Annotated in this window: 15 protein-coding genes and 1 pseudogene; 7 read left to right on the top strand and 9 right to left on the bottom strand. The window is 70.9% G+C overall.

Annotated features, from left to right (window positions below; all coding sequences use genetic code 11):
* Positions 1 to 104 precede the first annotated feature (104 nt).
* Complete coding sequence (locus ACFYRY_RS03600; RefSeq protein ID WP_389139549.1) at positions 105 to 1,163, bottom strand: PucR family transcriptional regulator; 1,059 nt, start codon at positions 1,161 to 1,163, stop codon at positions 105 to 107.
* A gap of 365 nt (positions 1,164 to 1,528) precedes the next feature.
* Positions 1,529 to 3,481: an SMI1/KNR4 family protein gene (locus tag ACFYRY_RS03595; RefSeq protein WP_389139547.1), complete on the bottom strand. Its 1,953-nt coding sequence runs from the start codon at positions 3,479 to 3,481 to the stop codon at positions 1,529 to 1,531.
* A 198-nt stretch (positions 3,482 to 3,679) separates the two neighbouring features.
* Between ACFYRY_RS03595 and ACFYRY_RS03590 the strand changes: the two genes are divergently transcribed.
* The 5 genes from ACFYRY_RS03590 to ACFYRY_RS03570 all read left to right on the top strand — a co-directional run bounded on the left by ACFYRY_RS03590 (position 3,680) and on the right by ACFYRY_RS03570 (position 8,626).
* Positions 3,680 to 5,323, top strand: coding sequence for an NAD-dependent malic enzyme (locus ACFYRY_RS03590; RefSeq protein WP_389139546.1), 1,644 nt, complete (start codon positions 3,680 to 3,682; stop codon positions 5,321 to 5,323).
* Positions 5,324 to 5,650: 327 nt separating this feature from the next.
* Positions 5,651 to 6,253: a TetR/AcrR family transcriptional regulator gene (locus ACFYRY_RS03585; RefSeq protein ID WP_389139544.1), complete on the top strand. Its 603-nt coding sequence runs from the start codon at positions 5,651 to 5,653 to the stop codon at positions 6,251 to 6,253.
* Between the two features lie 41 nt (positions 6,254 to 6,294).
* Complete coding sequence (locus ACFYRY_RS03580; RefSeq protein WP_389139542.1) at positions 6,295 to 6,966, top strand: enoyl-CoA hydratase-related protein; 672 nt, start codon at positions 6,295 to 6,297, stop codon at positions 6,964 to 6,966.
* 91 nt (positions 6,967 to 7,057) lie between these two features.
* Positions 7,058 to 7,462 carry a molybdopterin dinucleotide binding domain-containing protein gene (locus ACFYRY_RS03575; RefSeq protein ID WP_389139540.1) on the top strand — a complete coding sequence of 135 codons (405 nt, stop codon included), beginning with the start codon at positions 7,058 to 7,060 and terminating at the stop codon, positions 7,460 to 7,462.
* 138 nt (positions 7,463 to 7,600) lie between these two features.
* Positions 7,601 to 8,626, top strand: coding sequence for a 6-phosphofructokinase (locus ACFYRY_RS03570; protein ID WP_389139538.1), 1,026 nt, complete (start codon positions 7,601 to 7,603; stop codon positions 8,624 to 8,626).
* A 55-nt stretch (positions 8,627 to 8,681) separates the two neighbouring features.
* On the opposite strand, the gene ACFYRY_RS03565 is transcribed toward ACFYRY_RS03570, so the two are convergent.
* Positions 8,682 to 9,569, bottom strand: coding sequence for a universal stress protein (locus ACFYRY_RS03565; protein ID WP_389139537.1), 888 nt, complete (start codon positions 9,567 to 9,569; stop codon positions 8,682 to 8,684).
* A gap of 141 nt (positions 9,570 to 9,710) precedes the next feature.
* Positions 9,711 to 11,141, bottom strand: a complete 1,431-nt coding sequence (locus ACFYRY_RS03560) for a PLP-dependent aminotransferase family protein (RefSeq protein ID WP_389139535.1) — start codon at positions 11,139 to 11,141, stop codon at positions 9,711 to 9,713.
* A gap of 46 nt (positions 11,142 to 11,187) precedes the next feature.
* Between ACFYRY_RS03560 and ACFYRY_RS03555 the strand changes: the two genes are divergently transcribed.
* On the top strand, positions 11,188 to 12,129 hold the full coding sequence (locus ACFYRY_RS03555) for an aldo/keto reductase (protein ID WP_389139533.1): 942 nt from the start codon (positions 11,188 to 11,190) through the stop codon (positions 12,127 to 12,129).
* A gap of 68 nt (positions 12,130 to 12,197) precedes the next feature.
* Here the strand turns inward: ACFYRY_RS03555 and ACFYRY_RS03550 are convergent, their stop codons facing one another.
* The 5 genes and pseudogenes from ACFYRY_RS03550 to ACFYRY_RS03530 form a co-directional block, all read right to left on the bottom strand.
* The gene (locus ACFYRY_RS03550; RefSeq protein ID WP_389139531.1) at positions 12,198 to 13,202 is read right to left on the bottom strand and encodes a sugar ABC transporter substrate-binding protein; all 1,005 of its coding nucleotides are present in this window, start codon (positions 13,200 to 13,202) and stop codon (positions 12,198 to 12,200) included.
* A 65-nt stretch (positions 13,203 to 13,267) separates the two neighbouring features.
* A complete protein-coding gene (locus tag ACFYRY_RS03545) occupies positions 13,268 to 14,134 on the bottom strand; it encodes a sugar phosphate isomerase/epimerase family protein (RefSeq protein WP_389139529.1) in 867 nt (288 codons plus the stop codon).
* Complete coding sequence (locus tag ACFYRY_RS03540) at positions 14,131 to 15,150, bottom strand: Gfo/Idh/MocA family protein (RefSeq protein WP_389139527.1); 1,020 nt, start codon at positions 15,148 to 15,150, stop codon at positions 14,131 to 14,133. Before ACFYRY_RS03540 ends, ACFYRY_RS03545 begins: the two co-directional genes overlap by 4 nt.
* A gap of 32 nt (positions 15,151 to 15,182) precedes the next feature.
* Complete coding sequence (locus ACFYRY_RS03535) at positions 15,183 to 16,610, bottom strand: sugar porter family MFS transporter (RefSeq protein WP_389139525.1); 1,428 nt, start codon at positions 16,608 to 16,610, stop codon at positions 15,183 to 15,185.
* Between the two features lie 105 nt (positions 16,611 to 16,715).
* Positions 16,716 to 16,838: pseudogene (locus tag ACFYRY_RS03530) on the bottom strand (2-keto-myo-inositol dehydratase); the annotation flags it as partial.
* A 232-nt stretch (positions 16,839 to 17,070) separates the two neighbouring features.
* Between ACFYRY_RS03530 and ACFYRY_RS03525 the strand changes: the two are divergent.
* Complete coding sequence (locus ACFYRY_RS03525; RefSeq protein WP_389141044.1) at positions 17,071 to 18,072, top strand: LacI family DNA-binding transcriptional regulator; 1,002 nt, start codon at positions 17,071 to 17,073, stop codon at positions 18,070 to 18,072.
* The last annotated feature ends 7 nt before the right edge of the window (positions 18,073 to 18,079 follow it).

Genomic DNA, 18,079 nt, shown 5'->3' with positions numbered 1-18,079 from the left:
GGGGCCGAACTCGAGGTGAGTGGACGCGGGCGCATCGAGGGCGTGGGGACGGCTGTGGGAGTCGTACGCGCTGTCGGCCCGGCCGGTCGTGGCGGCGGGGTGTGTCAGACGGCTTTGTCCGGCCAGTCCAGAAGCCGGGCGCCGATCACGGCCGTCTGGAGCATGTAGCGGTGGGTCGGGTCGGCGGGGTTGGCGCCGGTGAGTTTGTGGATGCGTTCCAGGCGGTAGGTCAGGGCGCGCACGCTGAGCGTGAGGCGACGGGCGGCCTCGGCGGCCACGCAGCCCGAGTCGAAGTACGCGGTGAGGGTGTCCAGGAGGGGCTGGGCTCCGCCGCGGGCGGCGGTGAGCGGGCCCAAGGCGTTGGCGACGAGGTCGGCCATGGCCTGGCGGTCGCGGGTGAGGACGGGGTAGACCAGCAGGTCGGCGGCGCGCAGGACGGGGTCGTCGAGGTCGAGGCGCTCGGCGAGTTCCAGGACGCCCAGAGCCTCCTCGTAGGACTGGACGACGCCTCCGGGGCCGGGTTGGGGCCGGCCGATGGCCACCCGGCCGCCGTCGGTGGCGGCGTGCGCCTGCTTGGCGAAGTAGGCGAGGACCTCGGCCTGGTGGCCGGGGGCGATGCACAGCAGGCGGCCGTCCTTGGTGGTGAGCAGGACGCTGCGGTCGCCGAAGCGGGAGATGAGCGCCCGTTCCACCTGCTGGGGCACCGGATCGCCCTCGTCGTAGGCGGCGGGGCCCTGCGCGACGGCGACGGCGTGCGCGTGGGACAGGCGCAGGCCGAAGCGTTCCGCGCGTTCGGCGAGTCGGCCGAGGTCGCTGCGGCCGTAGAGGAGGTCGTCGATGAACTCCCGGCGGGCGGCCTCTTCCTGGCGTACGGCGACAAGTTGGGCGCGTTCGTAGCCTTCGGCGAAGGCGTCGATGACCTGCTGCACGGCGGCAAGCGCGCCGTCCGCGGAGCCGGGCGAACCGGGCCAGGCCATGCGGGCGGCGGTCAGATGCGCGCTGACGAGGGCGCGCAGCCCGTGGCCGGCTTCGGCGGCCTGCTCGCCCAGGGCGCGGCGGGAGGAGATCTCGTCCCGGGTGAGGCGGCGCCCGGTGGCCGACACCTCGGCAAGGATCTCGGCGTAACCGTCCAGAAACTGCTCGGGAAGTTCCCGGTCTGTCACGTCGTCCCCCGGATGCTCGACGCGCCGGTGACGGCTCCTGAGAGACCACCGGCATGCAGACCCTAGTGAACACTGCCGGGAACCGGCAATGCGCGGCCCGGGTCGCACAGTGCAGCATGGCTCGCGGGGAGCACGGCGGATGGTTCCGGTGCCGGACATCGGCAGGTGCCCGGCACCGGGCCCGGAACGACCGTGCGGCGTCGGAGACAACTGACGCGCCGCGCGTGGAGAGGGGGGATCAGGAGATGCCGACATTTCTGGTAGCGGCCACGGGCCTGCCCACGATCCTGCTGACCGCCGCGCTCGGCGTGGTCGTCTGCTTCTGGCTCCTGGCCGCCGTGGGTGCATCGCGGCCTGGCCGATCTCTACCTGCTTCCCGGCCCGTTGTCTCCAGTCCGCTCGCCGTCCGCCGGGCGTGGGGCGGCCCGGTGCATGCGGATCACCGCGTACGTCTCGCCGTCCCTCGGCGGCCGCGTCCAGGAACGGGTGGTGAATGTGTGCAGCCGCCCGTTCAAGATGGCGTGTCGCGGCAGGCGGGCACCGAACTCCCCGGTCACCGCTTCCAGCAGGGACCGTTCTGCTGCGGCGCTGTCCTCCAGGTCGCCGAAGAACCGACTCGGGTCCAACGCCCGTGGCATCTCCCCGCTCTGCCGGACTTCCCCGTCCGCGTACGTGAAGGCGTACTGCTCGGCACCGTCCCGCGCCACCGACAGGTGGAAGAACGGTTCCCCGTGCCATGTCCTCAGGCCGCACCACACCACCACCGCGCGGGTGCCCGCGCTGGCGGCCGCGGCCGGGGAGACGAACCGCCGCCGGTCGAACGGGGCGGGATCGCCCTCGAAGGCGAAGCTCCAGGAGGTGCCGGCCCGGCCGACCGCCATGTGGGACCTGTCCTCGTAGGACGAGAACTCCCTGTGGTGGTACGGCGATTCGTGGCGCGCCTGCCAGAAGGTCATGGGTTCGTTGAGTACGGCGCCGTCCGCGTCCGCGAGACGTCGGGGCAGTTCCGTCGGCTCCACCCCCTCCACCAGGACAAACCGGTAGGACGTGCGGTTGTTGCCCGGGTCCGGCTCCGCGAGCCACGCCAGGTCGCCCGGGTCGAGCCCGGCCGTCGGCCTCGGTGCGTCGCCCACCTGCCCGCCTCTGGGCGTGGACAGCAGCTCGCGGCCCCGTTCCGGGGTGAGCAGCGGCCCGAGCACCGGGTCGGCCACCCACCCCAGCGGCGCCAGGTGATCCGGCCCCAGCGGCTTCCACAGGGGCAGAGCATTCATCAGCGTCCGCCACGCCCCGTCGGTGTCTCCCCACCGCGCCAGCTCACGCGCCCGCTCGACCGCTTCCCCGAACGGTCCGGCCGCGGTGTACCGGTACGTGCCGTCCCTGACCTGATCCAGTGTCGCGTGAGCCAGTGTCAACAGGTCGTCGTCAGCGCCCCTCAGATGGAACTTCAGCGTGGAGTCGTCCCGGTACGAGTGCGCCGCGTGCTCGGCGACCAGCGGCGGCAGCAGCTCCGGCACGTACCGCGGGTCCGACACCAGGCCGCCGAAGTAGACCATGTAGGTCTGTCCGAGCAGGCGGCGTATCTGGTCGCCCAGCCCGGCTGCCCGCGGCCGGCCGTACTCCTTGGCCTCGTCCAGCGCCTTGACGGACCGTTCCCAGCTGCCGCGCAGCGCCTCCAGCCGGGCCTCCTCCACCTGGGCGTCCAGCTTCCGCGTCGTGTCGTTGGCGAACGCCGGCTCCCCGTCGCTCCGGTGCGCCCGCAGGCTGTGGAATTCCCGGTGCATGTCCCGCATGAACTCGAGGAAGTTCGCGTGCCGCTCGGGTGGCGCCGCCCGCCAGCTCGCCCACGTGTACACGGCCCACTCGCCGTCCTCGTCCACGTCCTCGGGGTCCATCAGGACGTATGTGGCGTCGGACTCGACGTCGAGCTGAAGTCCGCGCCGCCAGATGTCCGCCTCCCGCCGCTCCTCGGGCCCGGCATCCTCGTCCAGGTACTCCTCGAACATGACCCCGAGCCCCGACTCGTCGTTGTGCCAGCGCGCGTCCTCTGTCCCCGCCAGCAGCCACACGAACCCGCCCGCGTGCCGCCACCCGTCGCTGACCTTGAGGAACTCCCGGTACGACGGGGGCATCCGCAGACCGAGGCGCTCCTCCATGGCTGCGATCCGCTCCTCGGACGCGGACGGGAACCCCAGCCACCGTGCCCGCCGTGCGGCCTCGTCGTCCTCAGCCTGCGTCTCGCCGTCCGGCAGGGAATCCGCCCACTCCTCGCTCCACCTGAGCAGGAAGGACCGCCAGTCGAATGCCGTGGTGTCCGTCATGCGTCCGATGCTGCCACCCGCCACTGACAGCGCTCCTCCGCTTGCCGCCGCCAACGGGTCGATGTGCGGGAGGCGGCGCGGGTGCTGAGGGGCCGGGCCCGCGTCCGGCAGAGGGTGGCGGCAGGGTGACCGTTCCTTGCCGATGCCTTGCACATGGCTTGGCGTGAGCGCCACCGCATGCGGGGCAGGCGAGACGGCATGACAGTGAACGAATCCCGCCAAGGCACCGCACTTCTGTATGACCCTCTGCGCAACAAGGGGACCGCGTTCAGCGCGGCGGAGCGGGCAGAGCTCGGTCTCGACGGGCTGCTGCCGCCTGCCGTGGAGACCCTGGACGACCAGGCCGACAGGGCGTACGCGGCGTTCCTCGGCTACGACAAGCCGCTGAACCGGCACATCTACCTGCGCCAGCTCCAGGACACCAACGAGGTGCTGTTCCACCGGCTGGTCACCCGCCACCTGGAGGAGATGCTGCCGGTCGTCTACACCCCGACCGTCGGCGAGGCGTGCCGCCGCTTCAGCGAGATCTACCGCCGCCCACGCGGACTGTTCCTCTCGTACGAGGACCGGCACCGCTTCCGGGAGATCCTGCGCAACCGCCCGCAGGACGACGTGGACGTGATCGTCGTCACCGATGGCCAGCGCATCCTGGGCCTGGGTGATCAGGGGGTGGGCGGCATGGGCATTCCCATCGGCAAGCTCAGCCTCTACTCGGCGATCGGCGGCATCCATCCCGCTCGTACGCTGCCGATCCTGCTGGACGCCGGGACGGACAACGAGGAGCTGCTGAACAACCCGCACTACCTGGGCCGCCGCGAGCGCCGGGTCACCGGGGCCGAGTACGACGAGCTGGTGGAGGCGCTGGTGGCGGCCGTGGAGGCTGAGCTGCCGGGGACGCTGCTGCAGTGGGAGGACTTCGCGACGGCGCACGCCCGGCGCATTCTCACCCGCTACCGCGACCGGCTGCTGACCTTCAACGACGACATCCAGGGCACCGCCGCCGTCGCGCTCGGTGCGCTGACCACGGCGACGAGGGTGGCGGGGACCCGGCTGGCCGACCAGCGGATCGTGATCCTCGGCGCGGGCTCCGCCGCGGTCGGTGTGGCCGACATGATCCGCATCGCTCTGGTCGACGACGGCGTGCCGGAGGAGGAGGCCGTCTCCCGCTTCTGGTTCGTGGACATCGACGGGCTGCTGACCGGTAATCGTGACGGACTGACCGACGAGCAGCGGGTGTACGCCCGCGACGACGAGCAGGAGTCGTACAGCCTGGCCGAGGTGGTGGACCGGGTGGAGCCGACCGTGCTGATCGGGCTGTCCACCGCGCACGGCGCCTTCACGGAGGAGATCGTGCGGCGGATGGCGTCCTCCTGCGACCGCCCGGTGATCTTCCCGCTCTCCAACCCGACCTCCCACGCCGAGGCCGACCCTGCCGACTTGGTGCGCTGGACGGACGGCAAGGTGTTGGTCGCCGCCGGCTCCCCGTTCCCGCCCGTCACGGTCGACGGCCGCGAGGTGCCGGTCGCGCAGGCGAACAACGTGTACGTGTTTCCTGCCATCGGCCTGGCGGTCACCGCGTGCCGGGCCACCCGGGTCACGGACCGGATGATGGTGGCCGCCGCCCGCGCGGTGGGTGACTGCGCAGCCCGGTTCGTGCCGGATGACAGTGATGTCCCCGCGCCGCTGCTGCCGCCCCTGCGGCACATGCGGGACGCGGCCCGGGAGATCGCGCTGGCCGCGGCGACGGCGGCGGTGGAGGACGGCGTCGCCCCGAAGGCCACGCAGGAGGAACTGCGCGCGGCTGTCGAGGCGGCCCAATGGAGCCCCAGGTACGGACAGTGACTGCCAGACCTGCCGTCCGCGCGCGGACATTCCCCCAGTGATCGGTGCCCGGACTTCGTCCGGTCGCCGATCCGGGGCGAATCCGGCCCGTTCCGCGGAGGAGGCACCGACGCGGACGTGCCGCCGAACCCCTTCCCCGGACGTGCTGCCGAACCCTTCCGCGGGCGTGCCGCCGAGCCCTTGCATGACCTATGCCATATAGCATAAGTTACCGCTTGGTAGCTTCATGGTGCAGTTCATTCGTGCAAGGAAGGCGCACAACATGGGCGACAGTCCGCTGTCCGGGCGCGCGCTCGTCGGGTACGCAGTCGACGGGGTGTCGGGCGTATGAGCCCGCGCAAGGGCGGCAGCCGCGATCGAATGGTGCTCAGTGCCGCGCTGCTGCTGCGTGAGCACGGGGCGAGCGCGACCAGCATCGATCGCGTGCTCGGGCACAGTGGTGCCCCGCGCGGCTCGGTCTACCACCACTTTCCCGGCGGACGGGCGCAGTTGCTCGATGAGGCAGTGGCGTTCGCCGGTGACTTCATAGGCGGTCTGATCGAGAACATGACGCAGGCCGACGACCCGGTGGAGGCGATCGACGCCTTCTTCTCCATGTGGCGCGAGCAGCTCGTCGACAGCGAGTTCCGGGCCGGCTGCCCGATCGTGGCGGTGGCCGTGGAAACCAACGACGAGGCTCCCCAGTTGGCCCGTTCCGCAGCCGCGGTCTTCGGACGCTGGCAGGAGGCGCTCGCCACCATGTTCGTCCGGCACGGATTGCCCGAGGCGCGGGGCAAGCGGCTGGCCGCCTTTGTCATCGCCGCGGTCGAAGGCGCGGTGATCATGTGCCGGGCCGAACGGAGCGCCGCCCCGCTGGAGGCGGCCGCCACCGAAATCCATGACCTGTTGACCCATGCCCTGCTCGACACCGGCCCGGCTCCACGGCCTTGACCACCTGTCACTCGATCACCCTGACACCACAAGGAACGGCGATGCCCACACTCGACCGCCAGGACAACGTCTTCATCCTCGACCTCGGAGATGGCGAGAACCGCTTCCACCCCGACTGGCTCACCGCCGTCGATGCCGCGCTGGACGAGGTGGAGAAGGCGGACGGGCCGCGTGCTCTGGTGACCGCCGCCACCGGGAAGTTCTACTCCAACGGCCTTGATCTGGAATGGCTGTTCGCCCACGCCGACCAGCAGAAAGAGTATGTCGCCGACGTCCACGCGCTCCTCGCGCGGATGCTGTCGCTGCCCGTGATCACCGTGGCCGCCCTGCAGGGGCACACCTTCGCGGCGGGCGCGATGTTCTCCCTCGCACACGACTTCCGTGTGATGCGGGCCGACCGCGGCTACTGGTGCCTGCCCGAGGCCGACATCAACATCCCCTTCACCCCGGGAATGTCCGCGCTGATCCAGTCCCGGCTGACCCCGCAGACCGCGCACGAGGCCATGACCACGGCCAGCCGCTACGGAGGCCAGGACGCCCTCGCCGCAGCCCTCGTCGACCGCGCGGTGGACGAGGACGCCGTACGCCGGACCGCCGTCGAGATCGCCCAGGCCCAGGTCGGAAAGGCCGGCGACACCCTCGGCACCATCAAGGCCCGTATGTACGCACCCGCTCTGGACGCCTTGCGGGACGCGGACACCTCTCTCGGCTGACTCCGTCCGGCGCGTGCGCAAGCGGGACCGACCAGCACAGCCGGACGGTTGTCGACACAGCCACACGGCTGTCGATGAGGAGGACGAGCAGATGACGCACCCGCCCCGGACCTTTGTGCTGGCCGCCGGACAGCGCCGGGCGTTCACCGCGAACGCCATCTTCCGCGACAACACCTGGCGCAAGCGCGACCCCGACGGCGCCCTGCGGATCAGCCCGCACGACGCCGAGCAACTCGGCCTGACCGACGGCGCCCGGGCGCAGATCACCACCGGGCGTGGCACTGCCCAGGCCACCGTCGAGGTCGACGACCGTATGCAGCCCGGACACGCCGCCCTGCCCAACGGCCTCGGCCTGGACCTCCCCACCGCGGACGGCACCACCGAACGTACCGGCGTCGCCCTGAACACCCTCACCGACCTGCGCTGGCGCGACCCGATCGCCGGCACCCCGTGGCACAAGCACGTGCCTGCCCGCATAGAGGCCCTCAGGGACTGATCGAGGCCCTCAGGGACTGACCGCGCCGCGAAGCCCCCGGCGGCGGGGCGCCGGGCCGCGGACCGCCGAGTGGCCACTGCGGTTGGAACCGAGGGACGCTGGAGGCACGCGGGGCGTTCAGCGGATGGGAGGAAGCCCATGAAGGTCGGAGTGCTGACCGGTGGCGGTGACTGTCCCGGCCTCAACGCCGTGATCCGCAGCGTCGTACGCAAAGGCGTCCAGGAGTACGGCTTCGACTTCGTCGGCGTGCGGGACGGCTGGCTCGGTCTGCTCCAGAACGACGTCAGGCCGCTGGACATCGCCGGCGTGCGGGGGATCCTCCCGCGAGGCGGGACCATCCTCGGTTCCTCCCGCACCAACCCGTTCAAGCACGAGGACGGACTGCGCCGCGTGCGGGACACCCTCGCCTCGCACGACGTGGACGCGCTCGTCGTGATCGGCGGCGAGGACACGCTGGGCGTGGCCACCGAGCTGAGCAGGCACGGGATCCGCCTGGTCGGCGTGCCGAAGACCATCGACAACGACGTCTCGGGCACCGACTACACCTTCGGCTTCGACACCGCCGTCGGCATCGCCACCGAGGCCATCGACCGGCTCCACACCACGGCCGAGTCACACATGCGCAGCCTGGTGGTGGAGGTGATGGGGCGGCACTCCGGATGGATCGCCCTGCACGCCGGTATCGCGGGCGGCGCCAACGTGATCCTCATCCCGGAGCGGCCGTTCGACATCGATCAGGTCTGTGAGCAGGTGAAGAGCCGGTTCAAGATCAATTATGCGCCGATCGTGGTGGTGGCCGAGGGGGCCGTTCCCAAGGAGGGACAGATGGTCGTCAAGGACCAGTCGCTGGACGAGTACGGGCATGTGCGGCTGTCCGGCATCGGTGAATGGCTGGCCCGGGAGATCTCGGACCGTACCGGCAAGGACGCCCGCACCACGGTCCTCGGGCACGTCCAGCGCGGCGGCACCCCGAGCGCCTTCGACCGCTGGCTGGCCACACGCTTCGGGCTGCACGCCATCGACGCGGTCAAGGACGGTGACTTCGGCGTCATGGTCGCCCTGCAGAGCACCCGGATCGTCCGGTACCCCCTCGCCGATGCCACCGCGGAGAACAAGGTGGTGGATCCGGCGCTGTACGACGAGTTCGAGGTGTTCTTCGGCTGACCGGGGCCGACGGTGGTCACCGGGCCACCCACCCGGCCTTTGACCAGGGCAGCCGTCAGCCGGCATGGGGGACGACCGCCACCGGGCAGCGGGCATGATGCAGGACGGCGTGCGTGACCGGGCCCAGCCGCCCTTCGGTCGCCCGGGGGTCGGTGCGGCGGCCCACGACGAGCAGGTCCGCACTCCGGGACGTGTTCAGGAGCGCTTCCGCGGGGTGAAGCAGCATGACATCGGTGCGGACCGTCACACGGGGGTATTTGTCCTGCCACCCGCGCAGGGCGTCGGAGAGCCGCAGAACCTCCTGGTCCTCCCATGTCGCGCGGTCCTCTTCGGTCACCACCAGGATCCGCGGTGACACCGACTCGGCGGGCACGACCCATGCCTGGACCACGCGCAGACCCGCCGTGTGTGTCTCGGCCTCCCAGAACGCGAAGTCCGCGGCCTCACCGACCGGACGATGTGCGTCGAACCCCAGCACGACCTGGGCGGTGTCGCGTGCCGTGCGGGTTCCCGCTCCGAAGGTGCCGGGCCGGTGGGGGACCAGCACGACCGGGCACGGGGCCGCGGCCGCCATCCGCAGGGCCACCGAGCCGACCGCGAGACCCGGGAAACCGCCCGTTCCGCGCATACCTACGACCAGGAGCCCTGCCTCGCGAGCCGCGCCGAGGAGAGCCGCGACCGGGGCGTCGTCGGCCTGCTCGGCCCGCACGTCGAGGTGCGGGTGGCGCTCGCAGAGATCGGCGACCGTCCGCTGGAGGATCCGGGCACCCACGTGACGCAGCCTGTCCAGGGCCGGGCCCGGCACGGTGTTCCCGGGAAGCGCCACCGAGGCGTGGAACAGCAGCAGCGGAACCCCACGCAGGACGGCCTCATGGGCCGCCCAGTCGGCCGCCGCCGAGCTGCGTTCGGACCCGTCCACACCTGCCAGCACAGGTTGACTCATCGCGGCCTCCTTCGCCCGGCCCGAACCTCGGGGGCGCCACACGGCCCGTCGCTCCCGTCTCCCACTGTTCCACCAGGACCGTTCCGGCGCCCGGAGAGGACGCGGCTGCCAGGACCCGACCGCAATCGCCCGCTCACCCGCTCAGCCGCTGACCCGCTTACCCGCGGCAGAACGCAACGCCTCACCGAGCAGCGCCACGGCCGGGGGGATCTCCGTGTCGCTGATGTTGCCGTACCCGAGGACGAGCGCGCGCTTCTCCGACGGCTCGGTGCGGTAGTCGTCGAGGTCCGCCAGGCGCAGCCCGACGGCGGTCGCGGACCGGACCGCCTCGCGGGTGTCGGTGACGTCCGGCAGATGGAGCACGATGTGCAACCCGGCGGCGGTGCCGGAGACCCGGCCCTGCGGAACCTGGGCGCAGAGCGTCCGCACCAGCAGGTCGCGGCGGGAGCGGAACCGCCGTCGCGACGCGCGCAGGTGGGCGTCGTACCACCCGCGGTCGATGAAGGTGGCGAGCGCGAGCTGGTCCAGCACCGGTGGCGCGGTGGCGACGGGGTTCGCTGCCCGCAGCGCCGCGGTCATCGCGGCAGGAGCGACCAGCCAGCCCAGTCCGAGGGCCGGCGACAGTGTCTTGCTGACCGAACCGAGGAGCAGGACGCGGCTCGGATCCATCCCCTGCATGACCGCGACCGGGTGGTGGTCGTAGCGGAACTCGGCGTCGTAGTCGTCCTCGATGACGAAGCCGTCCACCTCGCGGGCCCAGCGCACCAGACGTGCCCTGCGTGCCGGGGACAGGACCGTGCCGGTGGGGAACTGGTGCGCCGCGCCGACGACGACGGCCCGGGCCGGCGTACGGGCCAGGTCGTCGACGCGGAGGCCGTCGTGGTCCACCGGCACCGGGTGCACGCGCAGGCCGGCGCTCGTCGCGGCGGTCCGCAGCCGCCCCCAGCCCGGTTCCTCCACGGCCAGATCGGCGATCCCCTCGGCACGCAGCGCTCGGCAGGCGCGTACCAGACCGTCGGTGACGCCGGCGCACACCGACACGGACTCGGTGTGCGTGTCCGCGCCGCGTGAGCGCCGCAGGTACTGCGCGACGGTGGTACGCAGCACCACGTGTCCGGTGGGGTCGGGCAGGCCGAGGTCGTAGTGGACGGCCGAGCCGGTGACCGTTCTGACGGCGTCCGCCCAGCGGCGGCGCGGAAACGCCCGCAGGTCCGGCAGGCCGGGCGCGAGGTCGTACCGGACCGGTGCCCGCGCCGGTGCGGGCCGTACCCGAGAGTGCTGCGGCGCGGTCTCCGGTGACCACGAGACACGCGTGGCCGAGCCCACTCGGGCACTGAGGTAGCCCTCCGCGATGAGCTGCCCGTACGCCTCCGTCACGACCCAACGGGAACAGCCGAGCTCCTCGGCGAGCGCCCGGCTCGGCGGCACGGCGGCGCCCTCCGCCAGCCGGCCGTCACGGATCGAGGTCCGCAGCGCGTGAGCCAGACGATCGTGCAGGCGCCGTCGGCCGCGCTCCGGCGGACTGACGTCCAGCAGTGTCGCCCACGCGAGATTGGTCTGGGAATCAGCCACGGGATTGGAGCGTACCGCCAATCCGAATCCGCATACCGTGAGGCGCATGAAGGAAAACCTGGTTCTTGGCGCCATGCTGTTCGGCACGGTTCAGGACGAGCGCCGATCGTACGAGCTCCTCGACCGTTTCGTGGACGCCGGAGGCGTCTGGATCGACACCGCCAACTGCTATTCGTTCTGGGCGGACCCGACCGGTTTCGGTGGGCAGAGCGAGATGTTGCTCGGGCGCTGGCTGGCGAGCCGTCCGGGTGTCCGTGACCGCGTCAGGATCAGCACCAAGGTGGGCTGCGAGCCGACCGAGGCCGGCCGGTTCCCGGAGACGGCGGAAGGTCTGTCGGCCGGGGCCGTCAAGAGCGGGATCGAGGGCAGCCTGCGCCGACTCGGCACGGACCACGTCGAGTTGTACTGGGCCCACAAGCCGGATCCGGCCGTACCGCTGGACGAGACGGTCGCCGCCCTCGACGAGTTGGTGTCCGCGGGCACCGTGGGCCGCCTCGGCTGCTCCAACTACCCTGTCTGGCAGATCGAGCGGGCCCGTCAGATCGCGCGGGCCCAGGGCGGCGCCGGCTTCACCGCGGTGCAGCAGCACCACACCTACCTGCGACCGCGCCCCGAGACCCGGCCCACCGTGGTGCACCGGTTCGGTGCGGTCACCGACGAGGTGCTCCACTATCTGGAGCACCACCCCGACATGGCTCTGTGGGCCTACACACCGCTGCTGAGCGGCCGCTACACCCGCGTGGACAAGCCCCTGCCGACGGAGTACGACCACCCCGGCACCGCCCGTCGCCTCGCGGCGCTCGACGAGATCGCCGCCGAGACCGGCACCAACCGCAACCGGGTGGTGCTGGCGTGGCTGACCGGGGGGAACCCGGCTGCCACGCCGATCGTCGGCGTCAGCACGGTCCAGCAGCTGGACGAGGCGATCGCGGGAGTGTCACTGGAGTTGACCGCCGAGCAGCGCGAACGGCTCGACTCCGCGGCCTGACCGGTCCACCCACCTACCTCTGGCCGGCGGTGAGGTCACCGCCGGCCAGGTCTGGCTGGTCACACTCGTCACCGGGTGCCCTTCGCGGCGAACTCGGCGACGCTGGCGGCGTTGTCCTTCGTGATGAAGGCCGGACCGGTGAGGACGGGTGCGGTGCCGCCGCCGCTGACGTTGCCGTTGCTCCGGTAGAGCCAGAGGGAGTCGACGGCGAGGTAGCCCTGGAGGTAGGGCTGCTGGTCGACGGCGAACTCGATGGTGCCGTCCTGGACGGCCTTGACCAGCTCCCTGTTCAGGTCGAAGGTCGCGACTTCGGCCTTGCTGCCCGAGTCGGACAGGGACTGCAGGGCGGTGAGCGCGATCGGTGCGCCGAGGGTGACCACCTGGTCGATGGAGGAGTCCTGGGTGAGCTTGGCGGTGATCGTCGACTTCACGGACGGCATGTCGGTGCCGTTGACGTAGAGGATGTCGGTCCTGCCGCTGAAGCCCTTCTTCAGGCCGGCGCAGCGGGCCTCCAGGGCGACCTGACCCTGCTCCTGGATCACGCACAGGGCGTGCTTGGCGCCCAGCTTGTTGAGGCGTTCACCGAAGACCTGGCCCGCGATGTTCTCGTCCTGGCCGAAGTACTCGAGCATGCCGAGCTTCTTCCAGTCGTCCACCCCGGAGTTGAAACCGACCACCGGGATGCCGGCCGCCTTCGCCTTGGCGACCACGTCCTTCATGGCGTCCGGCTTGGCGGCGGTGAGCGCGATGCCGTCGACCTTCTGGTCGATGGCGTTCTGCACGAGGTTGGCCTGGTTTCCGGCGTTGGGATCGCTGGAGTACACGAGCTTGATGTTGTCCTTGGCGGCGGCGGCCTGGGCGCCCTTGCGGATGAGGTCCCAGAAGGTGTCGCCGGGGGAGGCGTGGGTGACCATGGCCACGGTCATGCGGGGAGTGGAGGCCCTGCCCGCTGAAGCGGCGGCTCCGCCGTCCTCGGACTTCTTCCCGCCGGAGCTGCTGGAGCAGCCGGTGGCGAGCAGGACGCCGGCGACGACGACCGCGGACAGGGTGACGGATCTGTGGTGTCTGTGCATGTCCCTCGCACCTCACTGTGCTGGTCAGGGTGGTCAGTGCTGGATGGGGTGGAACGGCGTCCAGGTCAGGCGGCCAGTTCCTTGGTGATGCGGTCGCGCATGAAAGCGGAGGACTCGCGGGCGCGTTCCTCCCAGGCGAAGACACAGGCGGTGGCGACGCCGTCGAAGCGCAGCTCGCGCAGGGTGCCGAAGAAGGCGTCCCAGTCGACCTCGCCCTGGCCGATGTCCAGATGCTGGTGGATACGGGCGGTGGTGCCGGGCGGGTTGAGGATGTACCGCAGGCCGGAGGAACCCTTGTGGTTGAAGGAGTCGGCGATGTGCACGTGCTGGAGCTTGTCGCCCGCGTAGCGCATCATCGCCGCGATGTCCGCCGTCGGATCCGCTCCGGAGAGGTGGAAGGAGTGCGGGGCGCAGTAGAGGTAGTTGACCCAGGGCCTGTTGATCGCGCGGACGAGGTCCACGGCCGGGGTGTTCTCCTCGCAGAAGTCGTCCGGGTGGGCCTCCAGGTTGAGGGCGATGCCCTCGCGCTCGAACAGCGGCAGCAGCTCCTCCATCGAGCGCCAGAACGCGGCCTCGCTCTCGGCGGCTCGCTCGGGGCGGCCGTTGAACTCCGAGTTCATCAGCGGACATCCGAGGTCGGCGGCGATCTCGATCATGCGCGTCCAGTAGCGGACGGCGGCCTGCCGCTCGGTCTCGTCGGGGGAGGACCATTTGTACAGCGGCAGGACGGAGGACAGTGTGACGCCGTGGGTGCGCAGGGCGGTCTTCAGCTCGGCGATCCGCTCGTCGTCCGCGCGCGGGTGCAGGAAGAACGGCATGAAGTCGTCGCGGGGCGACAACTCGATGTACTCGTAGCCGAGTTCGGCGACGGTGCGCACCATCGCGTCGATGGGCAGGGCGCGGAACATGAAGGGGTCGAGGGCGATCTTCACGCGGTGCCTCCGTACAGGGCGGGTCGGGGCTTCATGTCGACGGTGACGACGGTGCCGTCGGACTCCAGGGAGCGGACGGCGGCGTCGGTGATGACGGTGGCGGCGTAGCCGTCCCAGGCGGAGGGGCCGGTGGGCTCGGCGCCTGCCTCGACGGAGGCGATCCACTCGCGGAACTCGGTGTCGAAGGCGTCGACGAAGCGGGCCTTCCAGTCCTGCGGCACGGCGGTGCCGTGACGTCCGGCGCCGCGGACCGCGACGGTGGCCGGGTCGGGCAGCCGCACCAGGCCTTCCTCGCCGACGGTCTCGCACTGGATGTCGTAGCCGTACTGGCAGTTGACGAAGACCTCGAGGTCGATGCGGACGCCGTTCGCGGTCTCGAAGTACATCAGTTGCGGGTCCTGGAGGTGCTCGAACCGTTTGCGGGTCGCACGCGGGGCGATCACCTGGGCGGAGACGATCTCGTCGTCGAGCAGCCAGCGCAGCACGTCGATCTCGTGCACGGCTGTGTCCTGCGCGGCCATCCGTGAGGTGTACGTGTCCGGGACGGTGGGGTTGCGGTGCGCGCAGTGGACGATCAGCGGGTTGCCGAGGGCGCCGGAGGCGAGGACCTCCTTCATCTGGCGGTAGCCGGTGTCGAAGCGGCGCATGAAGCCGACCTGGACCAGGCGGCGGCCGCGGGCGCGTTCGGCCTCGACGACGCGCAGGCAGTCCTCGGCGGTGGTGGCGAGGGGTTTCTCGCAGAAGACGGGCTTGCCGGCGGCGACGGCGGTGAGCACGTGTCCGGCGTGGGTGGGGCCCCACGAGGTGACCAGGACGGCGTCCACGTCGGGGGAGCCGATCAGGTCGTCCCCGGTCGGCGGGGCGGCGGCGCCGACGTGGGCGGCGACCTCGGCGGCGCGGGCCTGGTCGATGTCGGTCACCGCGGTGACGGTGGCCCCGGTGACGACGTCGGTGAGTCGTCGTATGTGGTCCTGGCCGATCATTCCGGCGCCGATGACACCTACACGTACGGTCATGTCGAATCCTTGGGGAAGGAGAATCAGGAGAATCAGGAGAAACGGGCGCGGAGTTCGGCTTCGAGGGTTTCCAGGGAGCGGCCCCTGGTCTCCGGGACGCAGCGGTTGACGAAGGTCAGGGCGACGACGCCCGCCAGGACGAACAGGAAGAACGTGTTGGAGATCCCGATACCGGACACCAGGGACGGGAAGACCAGCCCGATCGCGAAGTTGGTCAGCCACAGCACCACGGCCGCGACGCCCATCCCGAAGCCGCGCATCCGCATCGGGAAGATCTCCGAGAGCATCAGCCAGGTCACCGGTGAGATCGCGCCCTGCTGGAAGGCGAGGAAGGTGACCGTCATGGCGAGCACGGCGTAGGCGCGGCCGTCACCTGAGGGCAGTACCAGGGAGAAGACTCCGATCAGCAACAGGGCGCTGGTCGTACCGATCTGACCGGTCATCAGCATCGGTCGGCGGTTGACGCGGCCCAGCAGCCAGATGCCGACGAAGGTGGCGAGCACCGAGATGACGCCGTTGGCGATGTTCGCGGTGAGGGCACTGTCGGCGGCGAAACCGGCGTCGGTGAGGATCTGGGTGCCGTAGTACATGATCGTGTTGACGCCGGTGATCTGCTGCACGATGGCGATCCCGAAACCGACGAACATCAGCCTGCGCAGCCACGGCGTGGTCCTCAGGTCCTGCCAGCCGCCGAGTTTCTCCCGCCCTTCCTTGACGGCGAGCGCGGACACCTCGGCGATCTCGGCCTCGGCCCGCTGCCGGGACCGGACCTGCCGCAGGACGTCGAGGGCCTCGCCGTAGCGGATCTGCGAAGCCAGCCAGCGCGGGCTCTCCGGCATCACCAGCATGCCGAACCAGAGCACGACGGCCGGGACGGTGGCGAGGACGAGCATCCAGCGCCATACACCGCCGGACTCGCCGCCGATCCGGGCGATGATCGCGTTGGAGGTGAAGGCGAGCAACTGGCCGCTGACAATCATGAGTTCGTTACGGGTCACCAGTGCGCCGCGCCGCTCGGCGGGGGAGACCTCGGCGAGGTAGACGGGCACGGTCACCGAGGCACCGCCGACCGCGAGACCCAGCACGAAGCGGGCCACCACCATGACCGCCGTGTTCGGCGCCAGCGTGCAGCCGAGCGCGCCGACGAAGAAGACCACGGCGAGGACGAGGATCGTACGACGCCGTCCGCGCGCGTCCGAGAGCCGCCCACCGGTGACCGCGCCCAGGGCCGCGCCGAGGAGGAGGGAGCTGGTGACCATGCCCTCGGTGACGGGGGTCAGACCGAGGTCGTCGGTCATGTACGGCAGGGCGCCGTTGATGACGCCGGTGTCGTAGCCGAACAGGAGCCCGCCGAAGGTGGCGATGACGGTGATGAGGCGTAGCCGCCGGGAGACCGCCGGCGGGGTGTCATCGGGTGCGGAAGTGGTACGGGCCGAAGTCGTGTCGTCCCTGACATCCATGGGCGCCTCCTAGCGGTCGAGAGTCGGGCGTCGGGTACCCGTCAGCCCGCGGCTGACCAGGTGCTCACGGGTGCTGACCGCGATGGGAAGCGGCACACCGGGAGCGAGGAACCGGGTGTACGACACCTGGTGCTCGTCCTCGGGGAACCAGACGCCCCAGGAGTCGGGGGCGGAGCCCAGGCACAGGTTGCCCGCGATGGTGCGGAGGGAGGATGGCGCCGTTGCCATGGTGTGTCCTTTGCCAGGAGGGGCGGGGACTTCAGTCGGACGTGGCTTCAGTGGGAGGAGGGTGTTTCTGCCCTGGCGCGCTCTACTAGCGCGCTCTAGGCAAGTACGATGAGCCCTGTCCAAATGTCATGTCAATAGCTTGTTGCCGGGGGATTTCGCGGTCGGCCGTAAGGTGGGGCGCGTCGAAGGGTGAGGGTCACTGGTGGATGTGTCAGCCAAGCAACGGCCCACGATGGCGGACGTCGCCGCGAAGGCGGGCGTGTCCAGGGCACTCGTGTCGATCGTTTTCCGTGACCGGCCGGGGGCCAGCCAGGAGACCCGCGAACGGGTCCTGCGGGTGGCCGACGAGATCGGCTACCACCCCGACAACGCCGCCCGCCTGCTCGCCCGGGGCCGCAGCCGCACGCTCGGCGTGATGTTCACCGTGCACCAGACCTTCCACTCGGACCTCATCGCCGGCATCTACCCCGAGGCCGAACGGCTCGGATACGACGTCCTGCTCTCGGCGGCGACCCACAGCCGGGAGGAGGCCAAGGCGATCGAGGCACTCCTCGGCCACCGGTGTGAGGCGGTGATCCTGCTCGGCCCCGACGCGGAGGCCGCCTACCTCGACGGGCTGGGGCGCCGCACGGTCACCGTGTCGGTCAGTCGCCGAGTGCCCCACGCCCACGTCGACTTCGTGCACTCCGCCGAGGGCAAGGGTGTGCGGCAGGCCATGGACCACCTGGTCGAGCTGGGGCACCGTCGGATCGTGCACGTCGACGGCGGCCGGGGCCCCGGGTCGGCCGAGCGGCGGCGTGCCTACCGGGCCGCGATGCGCCGCCACGGGCTGGAGTCCGAGGCGCGGGTCATCCCCGGTGACCACACCGAGCAGTCGGGTATCGAGACGGGTCAGGCGCTGTTGGCGGAGCGTGACCGCGGGCAACCCCTGCCGACCGCGGTCCTCGCGGGCAACGACCGGTGTGCGTGGGGCCTGTTGATGTCGCTGACGCGGGCGGGGGTGGACGTTCCCCGGGACATGTCGGTGGTCGGCTACGACGACAGTCATCTGTCCCACCTGATGCCGATCGGCCTGACCACGGTGCGCCAGGACGCGTTCCTCATGGCGGAGCACGCGGTGCGCTTCGCCGTGGAGCGGCTGGAAGGCGGGGACACGGCACCGCGGGAGGCCGTGCTGGACCCGAAACTGGTGGTCAGGGGAACCAGCGGTCCTGCCCGGGAGTCCCAGGCCTGAGGACCTC

Origin of the sequence: Streptomyces sp. NPDC005263, from assembly GCF_042872365.1 — a bacterium.
GTDB lineage: Bacteria > Actinomycetota > Actinomycetes > Streptomycetales > Streptomycetaceae > Streptomyces.
Note: the sequence above shows the minus strand (reverse complement) of the source record. Positions and strands in the feature narration are given on the sequence as shown.

Excerpts from the sequence above, each read along its gene's own strand:
- ACFYRY_RS03580 (WP_389139542.1), top strand. The coding sequence starts at position 6,295 with ATGCCCACACTCGACCGCCAGGACAACGTCTTCATCCTCGACCTCGGA.
- ACFYRY_RS03555 (WP_389139533.1), top strand. The coding sequence starts at position 11,188 with ATGAAGGAAAACCTGGTTCTTGGCGCCATGCTGTTCGGCACGGTTCAG.
- ACFYRY_RS03535 (WP_389139525.1), bottom strand. The coding sequence starts at position 16,610 with ATGGATGTCAGGGACGACACGACTTCGGCCCGTACCACTTCCGCACCC.
- ACFYRY_RS03525 (WP_389141044.1), top strand. The coding sequence starts at position 17,071 with ATGGCGGACGTCGCCGCGAAGGCGGGCGTGTCCAGGGCACTCGTGTCG.
- ACFYRY_RS03585 (WP_389139544.1), top strand. The coding sequence starts at position 5,651 with ATGAGCCCGCGCAAGGGCGGCAGCCGCGATCGAATGGTGCTCAGTGCC.
- ACFYRY_RS03540 (WP_389139527.1), bottom strand. The coding sequence starts at position 15,150 with ATGACCGTACGTGTAGGTGTCATCGGCGCCGGAATGATCGGCCAGGAC.
- ACFYRY_RS03590 (WP_389139546.1), top strand. The coding sequence starts at position 3,680 with ATGACAGTGAACGAATCCCGCCAAGGCACCGCACTTCTGTATGACCCT.
- ACFYRY_RS03565 (WP_389139537.1), bottom strand. The coding sequence starts at position 9,569 with ATGAGTCAACCTGTGCTGGCAGGTGTGGACGGGTCCGAACGCAGCTCG.
- ACFYRY_RS03570 (WP_389139538.1), top strand. The coding sequence starts at position 7,601 with ATGAAGGTCGGAGTGCTGACCGGTGGCGGTGACTGTCCCGGCCTCAAC.
- ACFYRY_RS03575 (WP_389139540.1), top strand. The coding sequence starts at position 7,058 with ATGACGCACCCGCCCCGGACCTTTGTGCTGGCCGCCGGACAGCGCCGG.
- ACFYRY_RS03550 (WP_389139531.1), bottom strand. The coding sequence starts at position 13,202 with ATGCACAGACACCACAGATCCGTCACCCTGTCCGCGGTCGTCGTCGCC.
- ACFYRY_RS03595 (WP_389139547.1), bottom strand. The coding sequence starts at position 3,481 with ATGACGGACACCACGGCATTCGACTGGCGGTCCTTCCTGCTCAGGTGG.